Origin of the sequence: Alkaliphilus pronyensis (assembly GCF_009017275.1) — a bacterium.
GTDB lineage: Bacteria > Bacillota > Clostridia > Peptostreptococcales > Natronincolaceae > Alkaliphilus_C > Alkaliphilus_C pronyensis.
This window is the reverse complement of sequence record NZ_WBZC01000051.1, coordinates 1-18,505: the sequence shown is the minus strand read 5'-3', so window position 1 is coordinate 18,505 and position 18,505 is coordinate 1. Positions and strand designations below refer to the sequence as shown.

21 protein-coding genes and 1 pseudogene are annotated in these 18,505 nt (G+C 33.6%); 17 read left to right on the top strand and 5 right to left on the bottom strand.

Annotated features, from left to right (window positions below; genetic code table 11):
- Positions 1-123: 123 nt before the first annotated feature.
- The 4 genes from F8154_RS12235 to F8154_RS12220 all read left to right on the top strand — a co-directional run bounded on the left by F8154_RS12235 (position 124) and on the right by F8154_RS12220 (position 1,360).
- Complete coding sequence (locus F8154_RS12235; protein ID WP_151861909.1) at positions 124-429, top strand: type II toxin-antitoxin system RelB/DinJ family antitoxin; 306 nt, start codon at positions 124-126, stop codon at positions 427-429.
- Positions 430-432: 3 nt separating this feature from the next.
- A complete protein-coding gene (locus F8154_RS12230) occupies positions 433-750 on the top strand; it encodes a type II toxin-antitoxin system RelE/ParE family toxin (RefSeq protein WP_151861908.1) in 318 nt (105 codons plus the stop codon).
- Between the two features lie 156 nt (positions 751-906).
- Positions 907-1,146, top strand: a complete 240-nt coding sequence (locus F8154_RS12225) for a hypothetical protein (RefSeq protein ID WP_151861907.1) — start codon at positions 907-909, stop codon at positions 1,144-1,146.
- Positions 1,133-1,360, top strand: a complete 228-nt coding sequence (locus F8154_RS12220; RefSeq protein WP_151861906.1) for a hypothetical protein — start codon at positions 1,133-1,135, stop codon at positions 1,358-1,360. The genes F8154_RS12225 and F8154_RS12220 overlap by 14 nt, the downstream gene beginning before the upstream one ends.
- 304 nt (positions 1,361-1,664) lie before the next feature.
- On the opposite strand, the gene F8154_RS12215 is transcribed toward F8154_RS12220, so the two are convergent.
- Complete coding sequence (locus F8154_RS12215) at positions 1,665-2,489, bottom strand: MerR family transcriptional regulator (protein ID WP_151861905.1); 825 nt, start codon at positions 2,487-2,489, stop codon at positions 1,665-1,667.
- A 107-nt stretch (positions 2,490-2,596) separates the two neighbouring features.
- Here F8154_RS12215 and F8154_RS12210 point away from each other — a divergent pair, with 107 nt between their 5' ends.
- The 7 genes from F8154_RS12210 to F8154_RS12185 all read left to right on the top strand — a co-directional run bounded on the left by F8154_RS12210 (position 2,597) and on the right by F8154_RS12185 (position 8,349).
- On the top strand, positions 2,597-3,265 hold the full coding sequence (locus F8154_RS12210) for a GNAT family N-acetyltransferase (RefSeq protein ID WP_151861904.1): 669 nt from the start codon (positions 2,597-2,599) through the stop codon (positions 3,263-3,265).
- Between the two features lie 142 nt (positions 3,266-3,407).
- Positions 3,408-3,917 carry a hypothetical protein gene (locus F8154_RS15195; RefSeq protein WP_192930290.1) on the top strand — a complete coding sequence of 170 codons (510 nt, stop codon included), beginning with the start codon at positions 3,408-3,410 and terminating at the stop codon, positions 3,915-3,917.
- 221 nt (positions 3,918-4,138) lie between these two features.
- On the top strand, positions 4,139-4,324 hold the full coding sequence (locus F8154_RS15190) for a hypothetical protein (RefSeq protein ID WP_192930289.1): 186 nt from the start codon (positions 4,139-4,141) through the stop codon (positions 4,322-4,324).
- 342 nt (positions 4,325-4,666) lie between these two features.
- Entirely contained in the window at positions 4,667-5,179 is a 513-nt protein-coding gene (locus tag F8154_RS12200; protein WP_192930288.1) for a GNAT family N-acetyltransferase, read from the top strand.
- A 115-nt stretch (positions 5,180-5,294) separates the two neighbouring features.
- Positions 5,295-5,972, top strand: coding sequence for a hypothetical protein (locus tag F8154_RS12195; RefSeq protein WP_243141244.1), 678 nt, complete (start codon positions 5,295-5,297; stop codon positions 5,970-5,972).
- 350 nt (positions 5,973-6,322) lie between these two features.
- Positions 6,323-7,006 carry a transposase gene (locus tag F8154_RS12190; RefSeq protein ID WP_330577906.1) on the top strand — a complete coding sequence of 228 codons (684 nt, stop codon included), beginning with the start codon at positions 6,323-6,325 and terminating at the stop codon, positions 7,004-7,006.
- A 185-nt stretch (positions 7,007-7,191) separates the two neighbouring features.
- The gene (locus tag F8154_RS12185; RefSeq protein WP_151861902.1) at positions 7,192-8,349 is read left to right on the top strand and encodes a HipA domain-containing protein; all 1,158 of its coding nucleotides are present in this window, start codon (positions 7,192-7,194) and stop codon (positions 8,347-8,349) included.
- A 256-nt stretch (positions 8,350-8,605) separates the two neighbouring features.
- Here F8154_RS12185 and F8154_RS15685 read toward each other — a convergent pair.
- From F8154_RS15685 to F8154_RS12165, 4 genes and pseudogenes are all read right to left on the bottom strand, one after another.
- Positions 8,606-8,782, bottom strand: a pseudogene (locus F8154_RS15685) (UPF0236 family transposase-like protein); the annotation flags it as partial.
- Between the two features lie 279 nt (positions 8,783-9,061).
- Complete coding sequence (locus F8154_RS12175) at positions 9,062-10,348, bottom strand: TRAP transporter large permease (RefSeq protein WP_151861901.1); 1,287 nt, start codon at positions 10,346-10,348, stop codon at positions 9,062-9,064.
- Positions 10,348-10,842, bottom strand: coding sequence for a TRAP transporter small permease (locus F8154_RS12170; protein WP_151861900.1), 495 nt, complete (start codon positions 10,840-10,842; stop codon positions 10,348-10,350). The genes F8154_RS12175 and F8154_RS12170 overlap by 1 nt, the downstream gene beginning before the upstream one ends.
- Positions 10,843-10,913: 71 nt before the next feature.
- A complete protein-coding gene (locus F8154_RS12165; RefSeq protein ID WP_151861899.1) occupies positions 10,914-11,954 on the bottom strand; it encodes a TRAP transporter substrate-binding protein in 1,041 nt (346 codons plus the stop codon).
- Between the two features lie 349 nt (positions 11,955-12,303).
- Here F8154_RS12165 and F8154_RS12160 point away from each other — a divergent pair, with 349 nt between their 5' ends.
- The 6 genes from F8154_RS12160 to F8154_RS12135 form a co-directional block, all read left to right on the top strand.
- Positions 12,304-12,756, top strand: coding sequence for a (2Fe-2S)-binding protein (locus F8154_RS12160; protein WP_151861898.1), 453 nt, complete (start codon positions 12,304-12,306; stop codon positions 12,754-12,756).
- A gap of 5 nt (positions 12,757-12,761) precedes the next feature.
- The gene (locus F8154_RS12155; RefSeq protein WP_151861897.1) at positions 12,762-13,637 is read left to right on the top strand and encodes an FAD binding domain-containing protein; all 876 of its coding nucleotides are present in this window, start codon (positions 12,762-12,764) and stop codon (positions 13,635-13,637) included.
- Entirely contained in the window at positions 13,637-15,895 is a 2,259-nt protein-coding gene (locus F8154_RS12150; protein WP_151861896.1) for a xanthine dehydrogenase family protein molybdopterin-binding subunit, read from the top strand. The genes F8154_RS12155 and F8154_RS12150 overlap by 1 nt, the downstream gene beginning before the upstream one ends.
- Before the next feature lie 92 nt (positions 15,896-15,987).
- On the top strand, positions 15,988-16,218 hold the full coding sequence (locus F8154_RS12145) for a response regulator (RefSeq protein WP_151861895.1): 231 nt from the start codon (positions 15,988-15,990) through the stop codon (positions 16,216-16,218).
- A gap of 23 nt (positions 16,219-16,241) precedes the next feature.
- The gene (locus tag F8154_RS12140; RefSeq protein ID WP_192930287.1) at positions 16,242-16,676 is read left to right on the top strand and encodes a response regulator transcription factor; all 435 of its coding nucleotides are present in this window, start codon (positions 16,242-16,244) and stop codon (positions 16,674-16,676) included.
- Positions 16,673-18,505: HAMP domain-containing sensor histidine kinase (locus tag F8154_RS12135; RefSeq protein WP_151861893.1), on the top strand; the 1,833-nt coding region annotated here is incomplete at its 3' end. The genes F8154_RS12140 and F8154_RS12135, both read left to right, overlap by 4 nt.

Genomic DNA, 18,505 nt, shown 5'->3' with positions numbered 1-18,505 from the left:
TTACGCAGTCTGCCGTCCCTGTGGTTTATAGATAAATTTTTAAATCTACCATTAAAATCAGCTAATGTATTGCTTTTGTAAGTACAATAGCATAAAATAGAAATATGAAAGGAGTGATAAGAAATGGCAAAAACAACAAATGTTTATGTAAGACTTGAACCAGGTCTTAAGGAACAGGCAGAATCGGTCCTAGAACAATTGGGCATTCCAATGTCTAATGCAGTAAATATATTTTTGAAACAGGTTGTTATGCAGAGAGGAATTCCATTTGATGTTAAGCTTCCTGCCATAAAGCCGGTATCACTTGCAGATTTAACTGAAACAGAGCTTAATGAAGAATTAGAAAAAGGATATGCTGATTTTACAGCGAGGAATACAAAATCTGCTAAAAAGGTTTTTTCAGATATCCGTAGAGATAACGGAATATGAAATATAATTATATTAACAAAACAGGCGGATAATGATTTGAGAGTTATCTATGAGTACATTGCATTTACTTTGCTTGAACCAGAAATAACAGCTACTCAATTGGATAGAATTGAAAAAAGTATATTAAGTATAGATGAAATGCCAGAGAGATTTAAAGTCATTGAAAAAGAACCATGGTACAGCAGAGGACTTAGACAGATGCCAGTAGATAATTTCATTGTATTTTATGTTTCAAAGGCTGAGGATGAGACAGTTACTGTTATACGTGTCATGTATGGAGGACGAGACATTGATAACCAGCTTAAAAATATAAATCAGTAATTGTATAGATAAAGATACATTCCATATAGCATCTATCATTATAGGTGCTTTTTTTCTCTTGACTATTTATAGAATTTGAGTGATGAATACTCAAAAATGAGTTGATAGAAAATGACAGAGGAGCAAAAAACAAACTAGATCGTTGCGCTTAATAGGATGGAGTTACAACAGAATTTCAAATGTGTAGGGGTAACAAGGGATGTTGTCAGAGGATATTGCAAAAGAAATGGTTTGAATGGTATTGCACAGGATTCAATTGTAGAGCATCAACAATCAATGATACATGAATACGCTTATGAGTTTTGCCTACACTGTGGTGAAAAGCTTAAGCAAAATAATAAAGGTCGCAGAAAAAATTCTTTAAAGCTAAATGTTAAAGCGAATGGGAAAAACTAATAAAAAAGCATATATTCTTCAATGCGAGTATTGTGGAAAAAAGTACAAGTCATTAGGTACTAAGAATCGTAAATACTGTAGCCATGATTGCTATATACGGGACAGACTCTGGAGAGAAGAAGATGCAGTTAAAAATGTTAAGATGATTTTAAAAAGAGAAAAGCCTAAGTATATTCAGAAATGGTTAAAGAATTTGCTGCTCTCTAAAGTATAAGAACAAGAAAATATAGATGGGGATGAAAATATTTAAAATCCATAAGGGTTTATCGTCTGATAAATAGATTTAGGTTAGAATTGGCTGGAGATATATGATGACTTAAATAGAAACCTTGAAAAATTAAGGTTTGCAGTTATGATGATAATCAAATGCCTATCTTTTAAAAGGGGGGTCTGACTTCATGCGAAATATACCCAGGGGTCTTTTTAGAGTTATGAGTATTTGTATCTAAGGTTTGTCTACACACATATGTAAACTGTCTGTCTGCTGACAAAAAAATATATGTAATACTCTATTGAATTTATGCTATTCTTATTGAAATTTCAATAAGCAAGTTTAGATCATTAGGTGAAGAAATTTCATCAATAACTGCAATTTCGTAAAAGGGATCAATAAGAGTAATGCCTTTATTTAATGCGTGATCAATAATGAGATGATAAGTCTCTCTGATGTTATAATAGTTTCCTTTATGATAAGCAATAAGATATTTTCCAGATGGTTTTACTGTGATAAGTTCATCGTTTAATTTACTTGAATCGAGCAGTTTAGTGAATAACTGGAAACAGTGACTATCTTGGTCTTTTGTAATTTCTTCAATAGAGGTTATTGAACCAATATCATAAGTAACATTTAAACTGTTTTCTTTGCAGTATTTAATAAAATTATTAATTTCATTGTATAAACTTGCAACATCTTTAAATATAATTTCTTTTGTAGCGACTATCTTCTCTGAATCAAGCTGTTTATTAATTACTTTACCAGGAATGGTGTTATATGATATTTCAGCAAATTTGATCTTATGGTTAATATAGCTTTTTATGTCTTGTAAATTATTAATATGCTCTTCAATTATTTTCTCTTGATGCTTTAACATTAGAATGTAATCATTATGGTTTTTGTTTGACAGATATTTTTTTACTTCTTGAAGTGGTATATTCATTTCTTTAAAAAGCTTAATAGTAAAAAATGTACTAAGTTGGCTATAGGAATAATATCTATATCCATTTTCATTGCGATGGTGAGGGAAAATAAGTCCCAATTTTTCATAATGAAAGAGAGTATCTTTTGTTGTGTTACAGAGTTTGCAAAATTCACCTGTAGAAAGTAATTTTGTATTATCAAGCATTTAAGAATTCCTCCTTGACTATAGTGCTACACTATACTTTATGATAATACCATAACAAAAATAATGTGCAAGCAAAGTATTTCAATTTTTCTACAGGAGGGTTGATTATGATAACCATTGAAAAAGGGTTTGATCAAAAAAATAGGCATAGGGCAGCACAATTGTATAGTAAGGCGTTTGAAAGGAAATTTGCAAAAGTCATTGGAAAGGAAGAAGTGATAGAAGTATTGCTTGAAAGAGTTATGAATCCCAATTGTAGCTTTGGCGCATACAATACAGAAAATAAATTGATAGGGCTGGTGGGATATCATGTTAGGAATCAGATGTTAATTTCAATAAGCCCGTGGGATTTTATAAAGACCTTTGGCTTGTTGAGCGGTTTTTTTAAAGCGATTTTAGCTCACATAATATTTCACCGTAAGGCGGATAATGAAAAACAACTGTTAATGGATGGAATCGCTGTGGATGCTACTTGTCGTGGACAAGGGGTAGGCACTCTACTATTTAATACGCTTATAACCTTTGCAAAATCAGAAGGCTATGAAAGTATCAAACTTGATGTTATAGATGAAAATCCAAAGGCGAAAGCACTTTATGAAAGACTTGGATTTGTTCAGAAAGAATATAAAAAGCTCCCAAGATTGGTGGCAGTTCTTATTGGAGTCAAGGGTGTAACAACAATGGTATTAAGCTTAGAACCACCAATTATGACTACTTATAACCATAACCACAAGAACCGTCCCTGTGGTTTGGGCGGATATAGAACTTTCCTGTGACGAAAAAGTATTGAAAGAGATGAGTGTAGATATTAAAAAATCATATGCTAATTCGTTATTGTCACTTGCAACAGGGGGGTATATTTTTAATGGTAATCCACTTGCTTTTGGCGAGGGAAATGTGAAAGGGAGGATTAAAAACGTGTTAAATTATGAAAAACCAAGATTTTGGGTGGTTGTATTAGCAGCCATTACTGCACTAGCCATTGGTATTGGGCTTTTGGCAAATCCCAGTCAAAGTTCATACATGCCTAGATTAATAACAGGATACATGGTGATAGAAGATGACTTATTATATATTGATGAAGTTGAAATAATTTACAGGGAAGATACAGAACGAATAGTAGAACTGGAAGAATTGGGGGAAAGCATTACTACACCCAGTGGTTATCACATTTATAATCCGAACACAGATAAGCAAACTTATAAAGTAACAAAGGAAACAACATATACATTTGTTGATTATAATTTCCTATTTCTTGAAGATGGGGTTGCGGACAGATTATATACAACAACAAATAAGGAAGAGTTTATGCTACATTTAGATGAATCATATTCTGATTCACCACCGGCGCAAAAGGTTCCATTTTTTATAGAAGTAAAAGATGGTAAGGTAATAAGTATTACAGAGAAAATCGAATTTACCATTTAGGTGAACTTATCTAATAGGTCACAGGATTTATACGATACAACACATTAGTAGAAATAAATATACCATTAATACTATACTATTAATGGGTATTTAACGAAAAGTTTTAGTATGAAAACCATACATTTTATATTTTAAAACCTGTCTATGGTAATGATAATGATGGGATTAAGAAAATTATATCTGAAAGTACAATTATCACCAGACCAATTTCTATTATTGAAGTGATTGATTATGAAGAATACAGGTTTGCTGGATTTGTAGAGGGAGGACAAAATCTAGGAGTTTCTATATTTAGAAAAGATAAAAACAATAATTATAGAAAACAATCTATTGAGAAAAGATACTCTGACATTGCTACTTTTTATGTACCCATTATTAAAGAAGGCATAAAAATACTCATGGTTTAGATGTCATAGTAAGTAAAAACCCGAATTCATCAAAAATAAAGCGTGTAATAAATGATAAATACATTGATGATAAAGAAGCAAATGGTATTGGAATGGTATTGCTAACAGTAGATATTCCAGAATCAGAAATGCAAAGAAGTTTCTATTTCTATGATATTGATGGAAAACGGGTAAAGCAATAAGAGTTACATAAAATGTTTTTTTCACGATCTTCAATGAGTGGTTTAAATCTTAGTATCAAAAGAGCCTAGGGTAGTGAGTACCACACCTTTTCGCTTGGTGCAAAGCACCGCCAAGACGGTATTTCTATGAGGTCTAGCTCAAAGACGTCGCAACAAGATATTGTTAGGCGAAATTCTCTGTGGGGTAATTGAAACATTTTATTACAGTAGACTAGAGGGGAATAATATGTTAGAGATAATTAATGTAAAGGATTATTCAAATGGCTTAGAAGATACAATAAAATATATCCATGGAGTTTGGGGTAATGATAGAAACTATAGCTTTTATTACGATGCTATATCAAACTCCTCAAAACAAGAGTTGCCACAATTCTATATTATGCTAAAAGAAAACATCATTATTGGATGTTCTGCCTTAATAACTAATGATTTTATTAGTCGTCATGATTTATACCCATGGATAGCATGTCTGTATGTTAATAAAACTGAACGCGGCAATGGTTATGGGAAGTTATTGTTAGAACATGCAGAAACAAGAGCGGAGGAAATCGGATTTTCAAAAGTGTATTTAACAACTGATCATGATGGTTACTATGAAAAATATGGTTGGAATAGAATGCAAGATGGAATAGACTTATTTAGTTGCGAGGCAACTAGAATTTATTATAAATAATTTTTTTCCATATTAAGTGATGATGGTCACAGAAAAATGTTTAGCACACAGTTGCAGGATACGGTTCAAAGAGAAGGTTAGTAGAGATAGAAAGATTTTACTAAAGGAGTGAAATATGATGAGACTTAAATTATTAGCAGTAATAATGCTTTTAACTCTTTTACTCATTGGTTGTAATAAAGCAGAAGATCATACATATTCATTAGATTTTTTTGAAGTAAGCAAAGTTAAATTAGATAATCTGCAATTGGACAATATTAATAAGATTATTGAAGAAAAAAGAATCGATAATGAACTTAAAGCATTTCTCTTTAAAGATAACGAAAATGGTCAAGTAAACGGTGGAGTTAGTTTGAATGGTAAATCTTTTTACATAGGTAAAGTGTCAGTCGAGAACACACCAGAGGATCTTATGGGAATTGAGGAAATTGAGATATTTGGAAAGAAGGCAGTAAAGATTTATGGAGTATTGGGTGCCAATTATGCACAGGCATTTTATTGGTTTGTTGAAGAAAAACCGCAAGATTCGATTATACAGGTAGATGGACAAACAATGGAAATTGATTTAGACGATGATGACAAGAAGGAAATTGTTTCAACTTTAGGCACAGTTCCTGAAACAAGAATATATGTGTGGAAAGAAGACAGCATATATGCTTCTGATATTAATAAATCTATTGAAGCAAAATCGGTATCTTTGAAAGATAAAGAAAAGCAATTATTTGAAGTGTATTTCGAGCCAAATAAACCAGAAGAATATGTGTATTTTAAAGATTCATTTATTAAAAGGTAGAATATCTTTAGGGACGCAAGAGGACGACAGACTGCGTAAAAAAGGTCTGTCTTTTTAAACTAGTAGTGTAAAAAAATCTGTGCTTTAGCGAAATTAATAGTTCCTTTCTGGCGAAAATAACAAATAAATCCATGTCGGAAAGGAGCTTTTTTATCAGTATTGTACCAAAAGAACAATTAAGAGAAATGATTGCAGGAGGAAATCTTATAACCACGGGGACGGTTCTTGTGGTTGAATTATTGATCAAGAATTTTAGAATAATCTAGGGTGATAATATGCCGAGAAGAGCTAGAAAGAAAAGTAAGACAGGAATCTATCATATAATTTTAAGGGGAATCAATAGGTGAACAATAATCGAAGATAAAGAAGATAAGGAAAAGTTTTTAGAGGCTATCTTAGAATGCAAAGATAAAAGTGAATACAGGATATACGCATACTGTTTAATGATAAACCATATCCATATTTTGCTTAAAGAAGGAAAAGAAGATCTAGGAATGACAATGAGACGAATAGGAGCAAGCTATATATATTGGTATAACTTCAAATATGGTCGAGTAGGCAATTTATTCCAAGATAGATATAAAAGTGAAGTAGTAGAGGATGATCAATATTTATTTACAGTGTTAAGATACATACATCAAAATCCAATAAGTGCTGGTATAGTGGAGCATCTAAAAGACTATAAATGGAGCAGCTACTGTGAGTATACGGATAAAGCTAGAATAATAGATAGTGGTTTTATATTTAAGATGTTTAATACTAACAGAAAAAAAACTATAAGAGAACTTGTTAAATTCAACGAAGAAAAAAGTGATATAGTGTGTTTAGATGTAAATGAGAAAAAGCGTATTAAAGATGATGAGGCAATAGAGATTATTAAGAATACCTGTAATGTTAATCAATGCACAGATATACAGAAGTTAGAAAAAGAACGTAGAGATAATTGTGTAAAAGTGATAAAACAACAAGGATTGTCAACGAGATCAATAGCCAGACTTACTGGGATAAGTCGAAGCATAGTTCTGAAAGTATGAGAGATGCAATAATATCCTAGTATATAGCTTTATAAGAAAACTAACCACAAGAACCGTCCCTGCGGTTTGTGCCGTCCCTGCGGTTTGCGCGGTTTGTGGTTTTGGTAGCTGACTACTTTCAATAAGAATCAGCTTGTTAGTGGATATATTTTCTTATATAATTAAATAGTAAAGGAGGTGCCCATGTGTTTATATTAAAGAGTAAAGATGTTGACATTCTCTCTTTCACTAAAGAGTTTAAAGAAGGCGAGTACGTAGCGGAAGTAAAAGAGTTACTGAACCTAGAACTTTTACCTCCATTATTGAAACTTGTGCCTGGAAAAGAACAAAACTATTTTAATATCTGGATTAAGAATAGAAGTATCTCAATTAACCGTTATTACATTAAAGAGATACTTAGATCTCTGGGTTTTGACAGATATGACCCTATCGATTTAGTATTGTATGCTAGAGGATTATCGTTAAATGATACCTATTGGATTTATGATACAGAAAGCTCAAATGTAACTTGGAAAGAGATAAATATATATGAGAATTCTTTCAAAGACTCTTTAGAGTACGTGACATTCTTTGGGCACTCCAAATCACTAGGAGGTCGCCTACAGAACAGTGCGGAATTAACTCTAGCAGGTATGTTACCTAAGTGTTGGAGAAGAGAAGGAGGGTTAACTTGTTTGTACAAGAGAGGGACTTCCGAATATGCTAATGCTGGCAGAGAACCTATTATCGAAGTTATTGCTTACAGGATTGGCGAGTTACTTAATATAAGTATTGCTAAGCAAGAATTGCTAAATTATGAAGGTTACCTCTGCACCAGGTCTGAGAATTTTACATCTGTAAATAGGAGCTTCATCCCTGCGTATGAATACCTAAAAGACCTAGAACCCACTAGCTGGACTTATGAAATGGTGTGTAGTCGATTAGGTGTAATAGATGCTATAGATGATATGGTAGTATTTGATTATGTCATCAACAATACGGATAGACATTTTTCTAATTTCGGAGTATTGATTGACCCAGATACTAACACTATAATAGAGTTTGCCCCTTTGTTTGACCACGGATACAGTCTTCTTCACAACACTATGGATGTAGATTATCCTATAAACCAAGAAGAGTGGTACTCTCGGATTATTGGACCATCATCTAGGGAGAAAGCAAAGAATGTGTTTAAGCTTAGACATAGAAAAGGAGTGCATAATCTTTTAGCTAACTTAGAAACTCTTTTCACGGAGGATGTTATGATGTTGGCTAATAAAGATAAGGTTTTAATATCAGAGTCGATGGTTAAAGAGGTAGTATCTATGATTAAATGGAGATGTCTCGATTTACTAAATGGTTAGGCGCTTGGGGTTATTACCTTAGGCGCCATTTATTAAAAAGAGTATATTAAGTGAAGATGTGGCTTAGATTCTTCAGTAAGTAACTTAGGAGCTTATTTTATTACTAAGCTTATTTCTATCCATGACTGATTGCGGACCATCTTAAAAAAAGAGCAGAGACAAGCTTATGGGAATGCTCTTTATGCTTTTATGACAGAAGATTACGAGTATGCTCTTTTTCCTGTTTTATCTTTGCTCTGTAATTAGATATTTTTCCTTATTCCTGAATAGTATTAATTACTGTTTGATTACTTAAATCTATAGTATCTACAGCTATTTTACTACTTCCTCTATATGAAATCTTTATTGCTTCATCTATGAGTTTAGCTTTTAAAGAAGAATCTAAACTATCATGGGATTTTATTCCTAATGTCTGATCTAAAGAATATCTGTATTTTCCAGTTGCACTTTGGACACTTTATTTATACGATTTTTCACATGACGAGCTCTTCTTTTTTGGGAGGTATAGTGTTTCTTTGCAAATCATTATACCAGAAAGGGATAGGGGTCCACATTTTTCATTTAAGTTTACAATACGTTATTAAAGGGATTGACTAATTCTTATATAAATACTTTTTAGAGGATACATTGGAATCTGTGTTTATGGTGGAAAAGGAACTGAATAAATTGGTATAGTTTATTCAGCTCCTACTTAATATTAACATGTTTGCTTTTACATACCTAATAAACTTGGTAAGAATAGCGTTATTTGAGGAATAAAAGTAACTAGTATTAAAGCAACGATTAATGCTAATAAAAATGGCCAAATTGCTTTAACTAAATTTTCAAATTTCATACCAGTTATACCACAAGCTACAAATAGATTAGAACCTACAGGTGGTGTTATAAACCCTATCGATAGATTTAAGATCATCATTACACCAAAATGGTATACATCGATGCCGTATTGAGCAACGATTGGGTATAGTATAGGACTTAAAATAATGATTGCAGTAAAGGTCTCCATTACACAGCCAACAATCAATAATATAATATTTATAACTATTAATAATACAAATACATTGCTACTCAACGAGGTTAATGAACTTTCTACCATCTTTGGCACACCTTCAACTGTCAAGATTTTGCCTAGAACAGATCCTGTAGCAACAACAATTAGTATTGATGAAACAGTGATGGCAGAGTCGACAAAGGCCTTTGATGTTGTTTTTAATGAAAGCTCTTTGTATATGAATTTTCCAACAATGAAGCCATATACGCATGCAACAACAGCTGCTTCTGTTGCTGAAAAAATACCACCATAAATACCACCTATAATAATAAAGGGTACAAATAAAGCCCAAATTGCATCAATAGCACATTTTATTACATTTTTTAGCTTGAATTCGGTACTTGTACTTTTATAACCATGTCTCTTAGCATAGTAATAAACTAAAATCATAAGAGCACAACCTGCTAAAAGCCCTGGTCCTATACCTCCCATAAACATATTACCTGGAGAAGCGGTAGGAAGTGCAACACAATACATAACCATAGGGATACTTGGAGGTATTATTGTACCTAAAACTCCGGCTGCAGCAGTAAGAGCTGTGGCAAAGGATCGAGGATAGCCTTGTTTTTCCATCGCAGGAATCATAATAGTACCTACAGCAGCAACGGTGGCAATAGCAGATCCACTAATTGCACCGAAAAATATACAGGTCAAAACAGTAACAATTCCAAGTCCACCTGTAAAATGCCCAACTAATGAATTAGATAAATTAATAAGCCTTCTAGATAGTCCTCCCCCTTCCATTAGTGAACCAGCTAAAATAAAAAATGGAATTGCAATAAGGGGAAAGCTGTTCATTGATGAAAAAATGGATTGTGTAATAAAATCAAGCCCCATTACGCCACCTGTAAATCCATAAATACAAAGCGCCATACCAACTGCAACACCAATTGGAACCGATAAAAATACAAATACCGCAAAGGAAGCTAACAATAAAAATATATGCATTATTCTAACCCCCTTGCTTCTGATCTATCATTGAATAATAGCTTTGTGTCTTTTATAAGTCTATAAATACTAAGGATAAATCCAAAGGGGACAGCTACTTGGATCATCCACATAGGGAGTCCGGTAGATTCAGAGATCTGTGGAAGGACAAAAATCAGTTTGTAAACTTTGATTAACGAGTAATAACTAAAGACTCCACAAAATATCATAAATATAAAATTTGATAAAACCTTAAGGTGGAATTGATATTTCTCAGGCAAGATTATATAAGCTAATTCTACCTTGATGTGTTTTCTTTTTTTTACTGCTAAAGAAATACCAATAAAAACAGTCCAAATTAACATATAAGTTAGTAGATCTTGGCTCCAGGACAATGAGATATTAATTACATATCTAAAAAACACCTGAGCGCTTGCTATTATTAGCATAATTGTATAGGTTCCTATTAAAATCCATTCTTCAATATACTCATCTAATAACTTTAAAAGCTTCATTTAAACCCTCCCTAATCTGATATAAATAAGGTGTCAACAGACACCTTATTTATTCAATAAATTTAAATGTATTACTTTTCTTCTATTTCCTTAATTTTAGCAAGGGCACTATCTAATATTTCTTTTCCTATTTTTTCTTCGAAGTTCTTGTATGTTGGCATTGCCATATCGATAAATACTTGTCTTTCTTCTTCTGTTAAATAAGTAATTTCAGTTGTTTCTTTAATTTTTTCTATACTTTCATTCTCAAGTTGAACTGCTAAATCTATATTGAAATTTTGTGTACTTAAAGCTGCTTCTTCAATTATTTGCTTTATATCATCTGGATATGACTCGAATACTCCCGTATTGATAAACATTCCAACAGGGTCAAATGCATGTCGTGTATCTGTAACATAGTTTTGAACCTCATTGAACTTCATACTTGCGATATTACTAAAGCTATTTTCTTGCCCATCGATTGTTTTTGTTTGAAGACCAACGTATATATCTCCATATGGAAGTGGTGTAGGATTAGCACCATATCCTTTGAAATAGTCGATTTGAACTGGGTTATCTAAAGTTCTTATTTTTAATCCTTTAAGATCATTAGGGTGTTTAACAGGTCCCTGGTTATTTGAAACATTTCTGTAACCACCATCAAACACAGCAAGCTGTTTAAATCCTTTGTCTTCGATTTTACTAGCAATATCTTTAGCTAAATCGCTATCTAAAAATTCAAAGGCTACTTCCTTACTGCTGAATAAGTAAGGTAAATTATAAAGTAAAAATGCATCAGAGAACTGTGCGAAAGGTGGGTAAATATTTACACACATTTCAATACTGCCATCTTGAACACCATTAAAAATATCAGCACTTCCACCTAATGAACCTCCTGGGAAAAGCTCAACATCAACTCTTCCTTCAGATAGCTTTTCCACTTCCTTTTCAAAATGACGCATAGAACGTGTTGCGATATCCTGCTCTGGAGTAACAAGTCCTACCTTGATTTTAAATTCCCCTTGTTTCACTGCCGATCCTTCATTATCGGATTCTACATTAGTTGAGTTTGTAGAGCATCCAACAGATAATATTATTACAATAACAAGTAGCAATGATAGTAGTTTTTTCATATTACATCCTCCCTTTCAATTTATATTAATAATTATAATAAATCTGAATTATATGAAAACGTTTTTTCCATGAAGAAGTATGACAAATCCATATAATATTGATGTCAAAAAGTCATATAAATCTAGCTACTTAGATTAAACCCACTTATTCAAAGACTTAGTCTTACATTATACTTTGATATTCACATAGTTTCATAAATACTAGTTAGCATTAATGATTGTTAATCCTAGATAAGTGAGCATGATTAACTATTTGTCATAAAAAAGTCATAAACTCATTGTAGTTATAACAGATTCTTCTTATACAATATAAAGTAAAATTAGATGCAATCTATTGGAGGGGTTCAAAATGATAATCAACGCTGTGATTAACGGGGAAGTTGTTCAAAAAGAATGTAATCCCAATAAAAGACTAGTGGATTTTTTAAGAGAAGATATGGAGGTATTGAGTGTAAAAGAAGGTTGTGGCGAAGGAGAATGTGGTTCGTGTACTGTACTTTTTGATAAAGAAGCTGTAACGTCATGTACAGTGTTAACAGGGCAAATTAACGGACGTGAAGTGACAACGGTAGAAGGATTGGATAAGAAGGGCCAACTAGAATCCATAGTAAAATCCTTTGTTCAAGCTGGAGCTGTGCAATGTGGTTATTGTACACCAGGGATGGTCATTTCTACAATGGCATTGTTATATAAAAATCCAAACCCTACGGAAGAGGAAATCAAAAGAGCCTTAGAAGGAAATCTCTGCCGATGCACGGGATACAACAAAATTGTCGAAGCAGTTAAAAATATGAAGGAGTGATTGACATGAAATCTAATACATTTTACGCTCCTAAAACTATACAAGAGCTCGTAGAATTGTTAAAGATGAAAAAGGAACGAAATGATTTATACCTTGTAGCTGGTGCTACTGATTTAGCCATTCATATAAAAAAGCAGGGAATCTTGCATTTTGCAACTATTGACTTAACACACATGGATGAATTGAAGGAAATTGAAAAAAAGGATGATGTTATAGAAATTGGTGCAGCTGTTACCATGACAAAGCTTGAGAAATCAATAATTATTCAAGTACACGGATATGCTTTAGCTGGAGCAGCTGGAAGAGTAGGATCAACGCAAATACGCAATCGTGCCACTATTGGAGGAAATATTGCCAACGCTGCCCATTGTGCAGATACTATCACAGCATGCTTTGCATTAGGAGCCACAGCTGTTTTACTAGATTCAGAGGGAGTATTTCGAGAGCTGCCTTTGGAGGAGTTTGTCTTAGGACTTGGTGAAACTCAGATTAAACCAGATGAAGCTCTTGTTAATATACGTATTCCCAAAGGAAGTACTTCTATTTACTCCAGCTTTTCGAAAGTTGGTAGTCGAAAGAATGTGACAATATCAAAACTTAATCATGCTGTTCGACTCGTCTTTAAGGATAATTATGTAACTGAAGCAGCTATGTACTTTGGATCTATTGGCCCTAAACCCATTAAGGCACTTAATATAGAAAAGCATTGTATTGATCGGGAATGGAATGAAGCTTTATTGCTACAACTTTTAGATTTAGGCTCTAAGCTAATTGATGAAGCTATTCCAACTAGAACATCAAGACATTATAAGAGAATTGCTATTAAAGGCGTAATTAGCGATGTCTTTAATGACATTTTAAGTCAGAGAGAGGTGATTTGATGGATAAGGAATTAAAGTACATTGGAAAGCGTATTGATAGACCTGATGCAAAGGATAAAGTGTTAGGTAAAACAAAATACACAGGGGATATGAGTCGACATGGGATGCTTTATGGAAAACTTGTAATTAGTAAAAAGGCCCATGCCAAAGTGAGGATTGATACTACTAAAGCAATGGCTATTGAAGGTGTTAAAGCTGTTTTCACTTATGAGGATGTACCCAAGAAGCCGTATAATTCCAATCAATGGTATTCTGGATCCGTGGCAGAGGAAGATGAGCTCATTCTTCACGAAACTGCTAAACATGTTGGAGATCGAATTGCTTTAGTATTAGGTGAAACTATGGAAGCAGTGGAAAAAGGGCGACAGGCTCTAATTATAGAATATGATGAACTGCCCGCTGTTATAGGTATAGAAGCAGCAAAGAAGCAATCAACAATAGTAGCTGGTGAAACTAACCTATGCTTCAAAAAGGAACTTACTTGTGGAGATGTTAAAAGTGGCTTTGAAAAAGCTGATTTCATAATAGAAGATACAGGTTCCACTCAAAAGATACATCATGCAGCCATTGAAAACCATGTGTGCATGGCTGAAGTTGATACCTTTGGAAATCTTATAATATGGTCTCCATGTCAGGTGGTATTTCAGGTACAGCATGTTACTGCTCAGGCTCTTGATATTTCCTATGATAAAATTCGTGTAGTTAAATCCTATATTGGTGGCTCCTTTGGTGGTAAGGGAATGCCAATATTGGAACCAATATGTGGGTTTGCAGCCTTGAAAACAGGTAGGCCTGTTAAAATAATAATGGATCGTAAAGACTCTATTGCTGCTACAAGAACTCGTAATGCATCAATTCAAAGAATTAAAACAGGTATTACTAAAGAGGGTAAAATAGTGGCACGAGAAATTGAAATTGACTTTGATGGAGGTGCCTATTTAACTAATAGTTCAGCAATTGCTGTAGCAGCAGGTAAGAAAGCTTTTAGAACCTATGATATTGAAAGTCAAAAATATGTAGGAAGCACCTATTATACCCATACTACACCAGGTGGAGCCTGCAGAGGATATGGTTCACCACAGGTTCATGCTATTAGTGAGATCAATATTAATAATGCAGCTAAAAAAATTGGAATGGATCCTGTGGATTTTAGAATTGTAAATGCTGTTGATCCAAGAGAATACAATGAAGGGGCAGTAGATCAAATTGGAATGCCTGCAATCGGTAACGCACGGATAAAGGATTGTCTCATAGCAGGAAAAGAAGAATTTGGATGGAAAGAACGAATGGAATCTATAAAGGATAAGAATACCCACCGCTTTGCTTATGGACTTGGGGTAGCAGCAAGTGCTCATGGTAATGGATATCACGGATCATTTCCTGATTATACCAACGTTACGATACAAATCATGCCCGATAGTAGAGTTTTAGTAAAGATTGGAATTCATGATTTAGGGTGTGGTACGGTTTTGACAATGCAGCAGATCGCTGCTGAGGTCTTAGATATATCACCTGATTTTATCAATGTACCCCAAGCAGATACTCATTTATCACCCTATGATTCTGCAGGGACTCAGGCTAGCAGAGTGACCTTTGTATGCGGCGGAGCTGTAAAAGAGGCGGCAGAGCTTCTCAAGGAAAGAATGATTAAGTCTTATTGTGATGCCTTCGGTTGTACACAAGATCAAGTTTGGCTAAAGGATGGGATGATTGGCAGTCAGTCTACAGAGGCAATGAATTATGGGAGCCTTGCTACCCTTTGTGAAGATAAATATGAAACTACTCTAAAGGCTGACTTGGAGTACAAGTCCAAAGCCAATCCAAGCGTATACAGTGCTGTTTTTATAGAGGTTAAGGTGGATCGGTATTTAGGCATGGTTGAAATTCAAGATATACTTGTTGTTCAAGATGCAGGGCAGGTAATTAACAGAACTTTGGCGGAAGGACAAGTGCAGGGTGGTGCTCAAATGAGTTTGGGAATGGCAATTTGTGAAGAAATAATTTATGATAAAAAAGGGAATCTTAAAACCGATAATTTTTCAAAGTATCATGTTATCAATACACCTTCCATGCCATTGGTTAAGACTTTGTTTATTGAAAAAGGCGAGCCTTTGGGACCTTTCGGAGCAAAAAGCATAGGAGAGTTAGCTGCAGTAGCTCCAGCACCAGCTTTGATGAATGCTATTAATAATCCCCTGGGCACCAACCTTACTGACTACCCAGCAACACCTGAAAGAATTATTGAAGCACTTAATTAATAAATCAAGAGCCGAGGAGAGCCTCGGCTTTTCAGCTATTTTTAGCGGTACAGCTATGATATAATTGAATATATCCGAAAGGAGTGGTGGACATGTCTAAAATAATGGTTGTAGATGATGAGATTGAAATAGCTGAAATGATAGAGGATTTTTTAAGAATTGAAAATATAGAAGTTGTTAAAGCTGACTCTGCAGAAAAGACACTAGAGCTTCTAAATGAAGACATTGAACTCCTGGTATTGGATATTAACTTGGACGGAATGAATGGGATTGAATTATGCAAGCAAATTCGAAAACTAATTTTATTCCTATCATTTTTTTAACCTGTAATAACTCCCAAAATGATATGCTCCTAGGACTGGGAGTAGGTGCGGACGATTATATTACAAAGCCTTTTAATCCCGTGGAGCTAGTAGCACGAATCAAGGCCAATATCCGAAGAACAAGGTCCTATAATCAAGGGAGTATAAAGGATGAAATTATTACTTTTGGAGATATAGCCATATATAAAAAAGGTTACAAGGTATTTAAGAATAAGGAGGATGTTAACATCACATCCAAAGAATTTAACCTTTTGATTTATATGATTGAGAATGCCTATATTGTTTTAAATAGGGATCAGATTCTGAATAATGTATGGGGAGACTCCTTCTACGATGAAAACTTGGTAAATACAACCATTAAGCGGCTTAGAAAAAAAATTGAAAATAATCCAGAAAAACCTGAGTATATAAAGACAATTTGGGGTGCTGGATATGTTTTTGAAGGAGATGTGAGATGATCCTAAGAATCCGTACTAAGTTAATTGTAATGATGTTAATTGTAGGAGTTATTGCAGCGTTTCCAATTACATTTATAAACATGTCATCATTGATTAAGTCATCCAAAGAACAGGCTAAAGACTTCGGACATAAATCGGCTTATTACAATTCGCAAATAATCCATACATGGCTTTTAGAAAAATCTAAAATCCTCATGGGATTAAAGGCACAGTTACAAGAATATCACAATGAAGAAGATATTAAGGGCCTCATGAGGGTATATTCCGATATGAACCAAGATTTTATTAGTATATTCATAGGTTTGGAGAATAATAAAATGATAGATGCATATGGTTGGATACCAGATGAAGCCTACAATGTTACTGAAAGACCTTGGTATAAAAAAGCTATTAACCAAGAAGCCTATGTTACTACCTCCGTATATAAAGATATAAACAAAAAAGAAAATGTAACCGCTATAGCATCAGATATTAATATCCAAGGGCGAAAAGGTGTAGTGGCAGCTAATATTCATGTGGATTATATTATTGAAATTATTGACGATATAAAGTATGGTTATAATGGATTTGCCATACTTTTAGACGATAACTATAAAGTAATAACAGGATCTAAAGATAAGAAGGAATTAGAAGTATTTAACAGTATCTTTGAGGTCCTTAGTTCTGAGCATGAGGTTTTTGCAAAATCGGAAGCATTTGAGGTGGAGATAGATGGCGTTGAATATGTAGCCGCCTATTCTAATATAGAAGGTTTTGATTGGAATTTATTCCTTATAGCCCCCTTATCTGATTTTATTGAATCAGCCTATGCAATGAGAAACTATCTGGTTTATATATTAATATGTACCTTAGTAATGATTATCCTAATCAACTTTTATTTTAGTGGATCTATGTCTCGTCCTATTGAAGCTTTAATAAGCGGAGTTTCTAGAGTTGCAAAGGGAAATTTTGATTTACCAATTAATATTGATACACAGGATGAAATTGGAAAACTCAGTAAAGAACTGGATAAAATGAGGATTAACTTAAAGCAAATCTTTGAATCTTTAAAATATGAAAGCAAAATCATTTCAATGAATTCTCAAAACCTAACAGAGCATTTAAATGAAACATATAAAGGGACATCTAGATTTATGTCCATGCTATCCCATGATATTAAAACACCAATAACGCTGATTAAAGGATACAGTAAAGCTTTAAGTCTGAACATAGTGGATCCTGATAAAGCAAAGGAATATATTGAAAGAATCCAGTATCGATCAGAGCAAATTGAAAACATTGTAACGGATATTTTAGATAACACATATGAAGCCCATGATATCAAGGTAAATCTTAAAGAAATTAAAATCTCTGATTATATAAATACGATCCTCTATAACTCAGAAAACTATGTAAATAATCAAAAGCATGTATTCATCCCAAAGATTGATTATGACAATATTCACCTCGAGGGAACAATAGCTGTTGATATTACGAAAATCCACAGAGTTATAAATAATATTTTATCTAATGCTGTGAAATTTTCTGAGGATAATTCTGTGATTGAATTAATAATAAAGGAAGAAGAGTGTAGGATACTAACTTACTTTAAGGATTATGGAATAGGTATTAAAACAGAGGAGCAGGAGAAGATTTTCAATATGTTCTATACATCCCACAACACTAAAAAGGGCTACGGACTTGGATTGTATATTAATAAAGCCATTATTGAAGCACATAATGGAGAAATATTTTTTGAGTCAGTGTACCAAAGAGGAACAACTAGCGGATACTATCTTAATATAACTAAGAACATAGATAAGCATAACCATGGGGACGGTTCGAGACCA

What these genes read in the sequence shown, in the direction of transcription:
- F8154_RS12210 (WP_151861904.1), top strand. Translation starts at nt 2,597, where the DNA reads ATGATAACCATTGAAAAAGGGTTTGATCAAAAAAATAGGCATAGGGCA.
- F8154_RS12220 (WP_151861906.1), top strand. Translation starts at nt 1,133, where the DNA reads ATGGGAAAAACTAATAAAAAAGCATATATTCTTCAATGCGAGTATTGT.
- F8154_RS12195 (WP_243141244.1), top strand. Translation starts at nt 5,295, where the DNA reads ATGATGAGACTTAAATTATTAGCAGTAATAATGCTTTTAACTCTTTTA.
- F8154_RS12170 (WP_151861900.1), bottom strand. Translation starts at nt 10,842, where the DNA reads ATGAAGCTTTTAAAGTTATTAGATGAGTATATTGAAGAATGGATTTTA.
- F8154_RS12235 (WP_151861909.1), top strand. Translation starts at nt 124, where the DNA reads ATGGCAAAAACAACAAATGTTTATGTAAGACTTGAACCAGGTCTTAAG.
- F8154_RS12150 (WP_151861896.1), top strand. Translation starts at nt 13,637, where the DNA reads ATGGATAAGGAATTAAAGTACATTGGAAAGCGTATTGATAGACCTGAT.
- F8154_RS12225 (WP_151861907.1), top strand. Translation starts at nt 907, where the DNA reads ATGGAGTTACAACAGAATTTCAAATGTGTAGGGGTAACAAGGGATGTT.
- F8154_RS12145 (WP_151861895.1), top strand. Translation starts at nt 15,988, where the DNA reads ATGTCTAAAATAATGGTTGTAGATGATGAGATTGAAATAGCTGAAATG.
- F8154_RS12140 (WP_192930287.1), top strand. Translation starts at nt 16,242, where the DNA reads ATGCTCCTAGGACTGGGAGTAGGTGCGGACGATTATATTACAAAGCCT.
- F8154_RS12160 (WP_151861898.1), top strand. Translation starts at nt 12,304, where the DNA reads ATGATAATCAACGCTGTGATTAACGGGGAAGTTGTTCAAAAAGAATGT.
- F8154_RS12165 (WP_151861899.1), bottom strand. Translation starts at nt 11,954, where the DNA reads ATGAAAAAACTACTATCATTGCTACTTGTTATTGTAATAATATTATCT.
- F8154_RS12175 (WP_151861901.1), bottom strand. Translation starts at nt 10,348, where the DNA reads ATGCATATATTTTTATTGTTAGCTTCCTTTGCGGTATTTGTATTTTTA.
- F8154_RS12155 (WP_151861897.1), top strand. Translation starts at nt 12,762, where the DNA reads ATGAAATCTAATACATTTTACGCTCCTAAAACTATACAAGAGCTCGTA.
- F8154_RS12215 (WP_151861905.1), bottom strand. Translation starts at nt 2,489, where the DNA reads ATGCTTGATAATACAAAATTACTTTCTACAGGTGAATTTTGCAAACTC.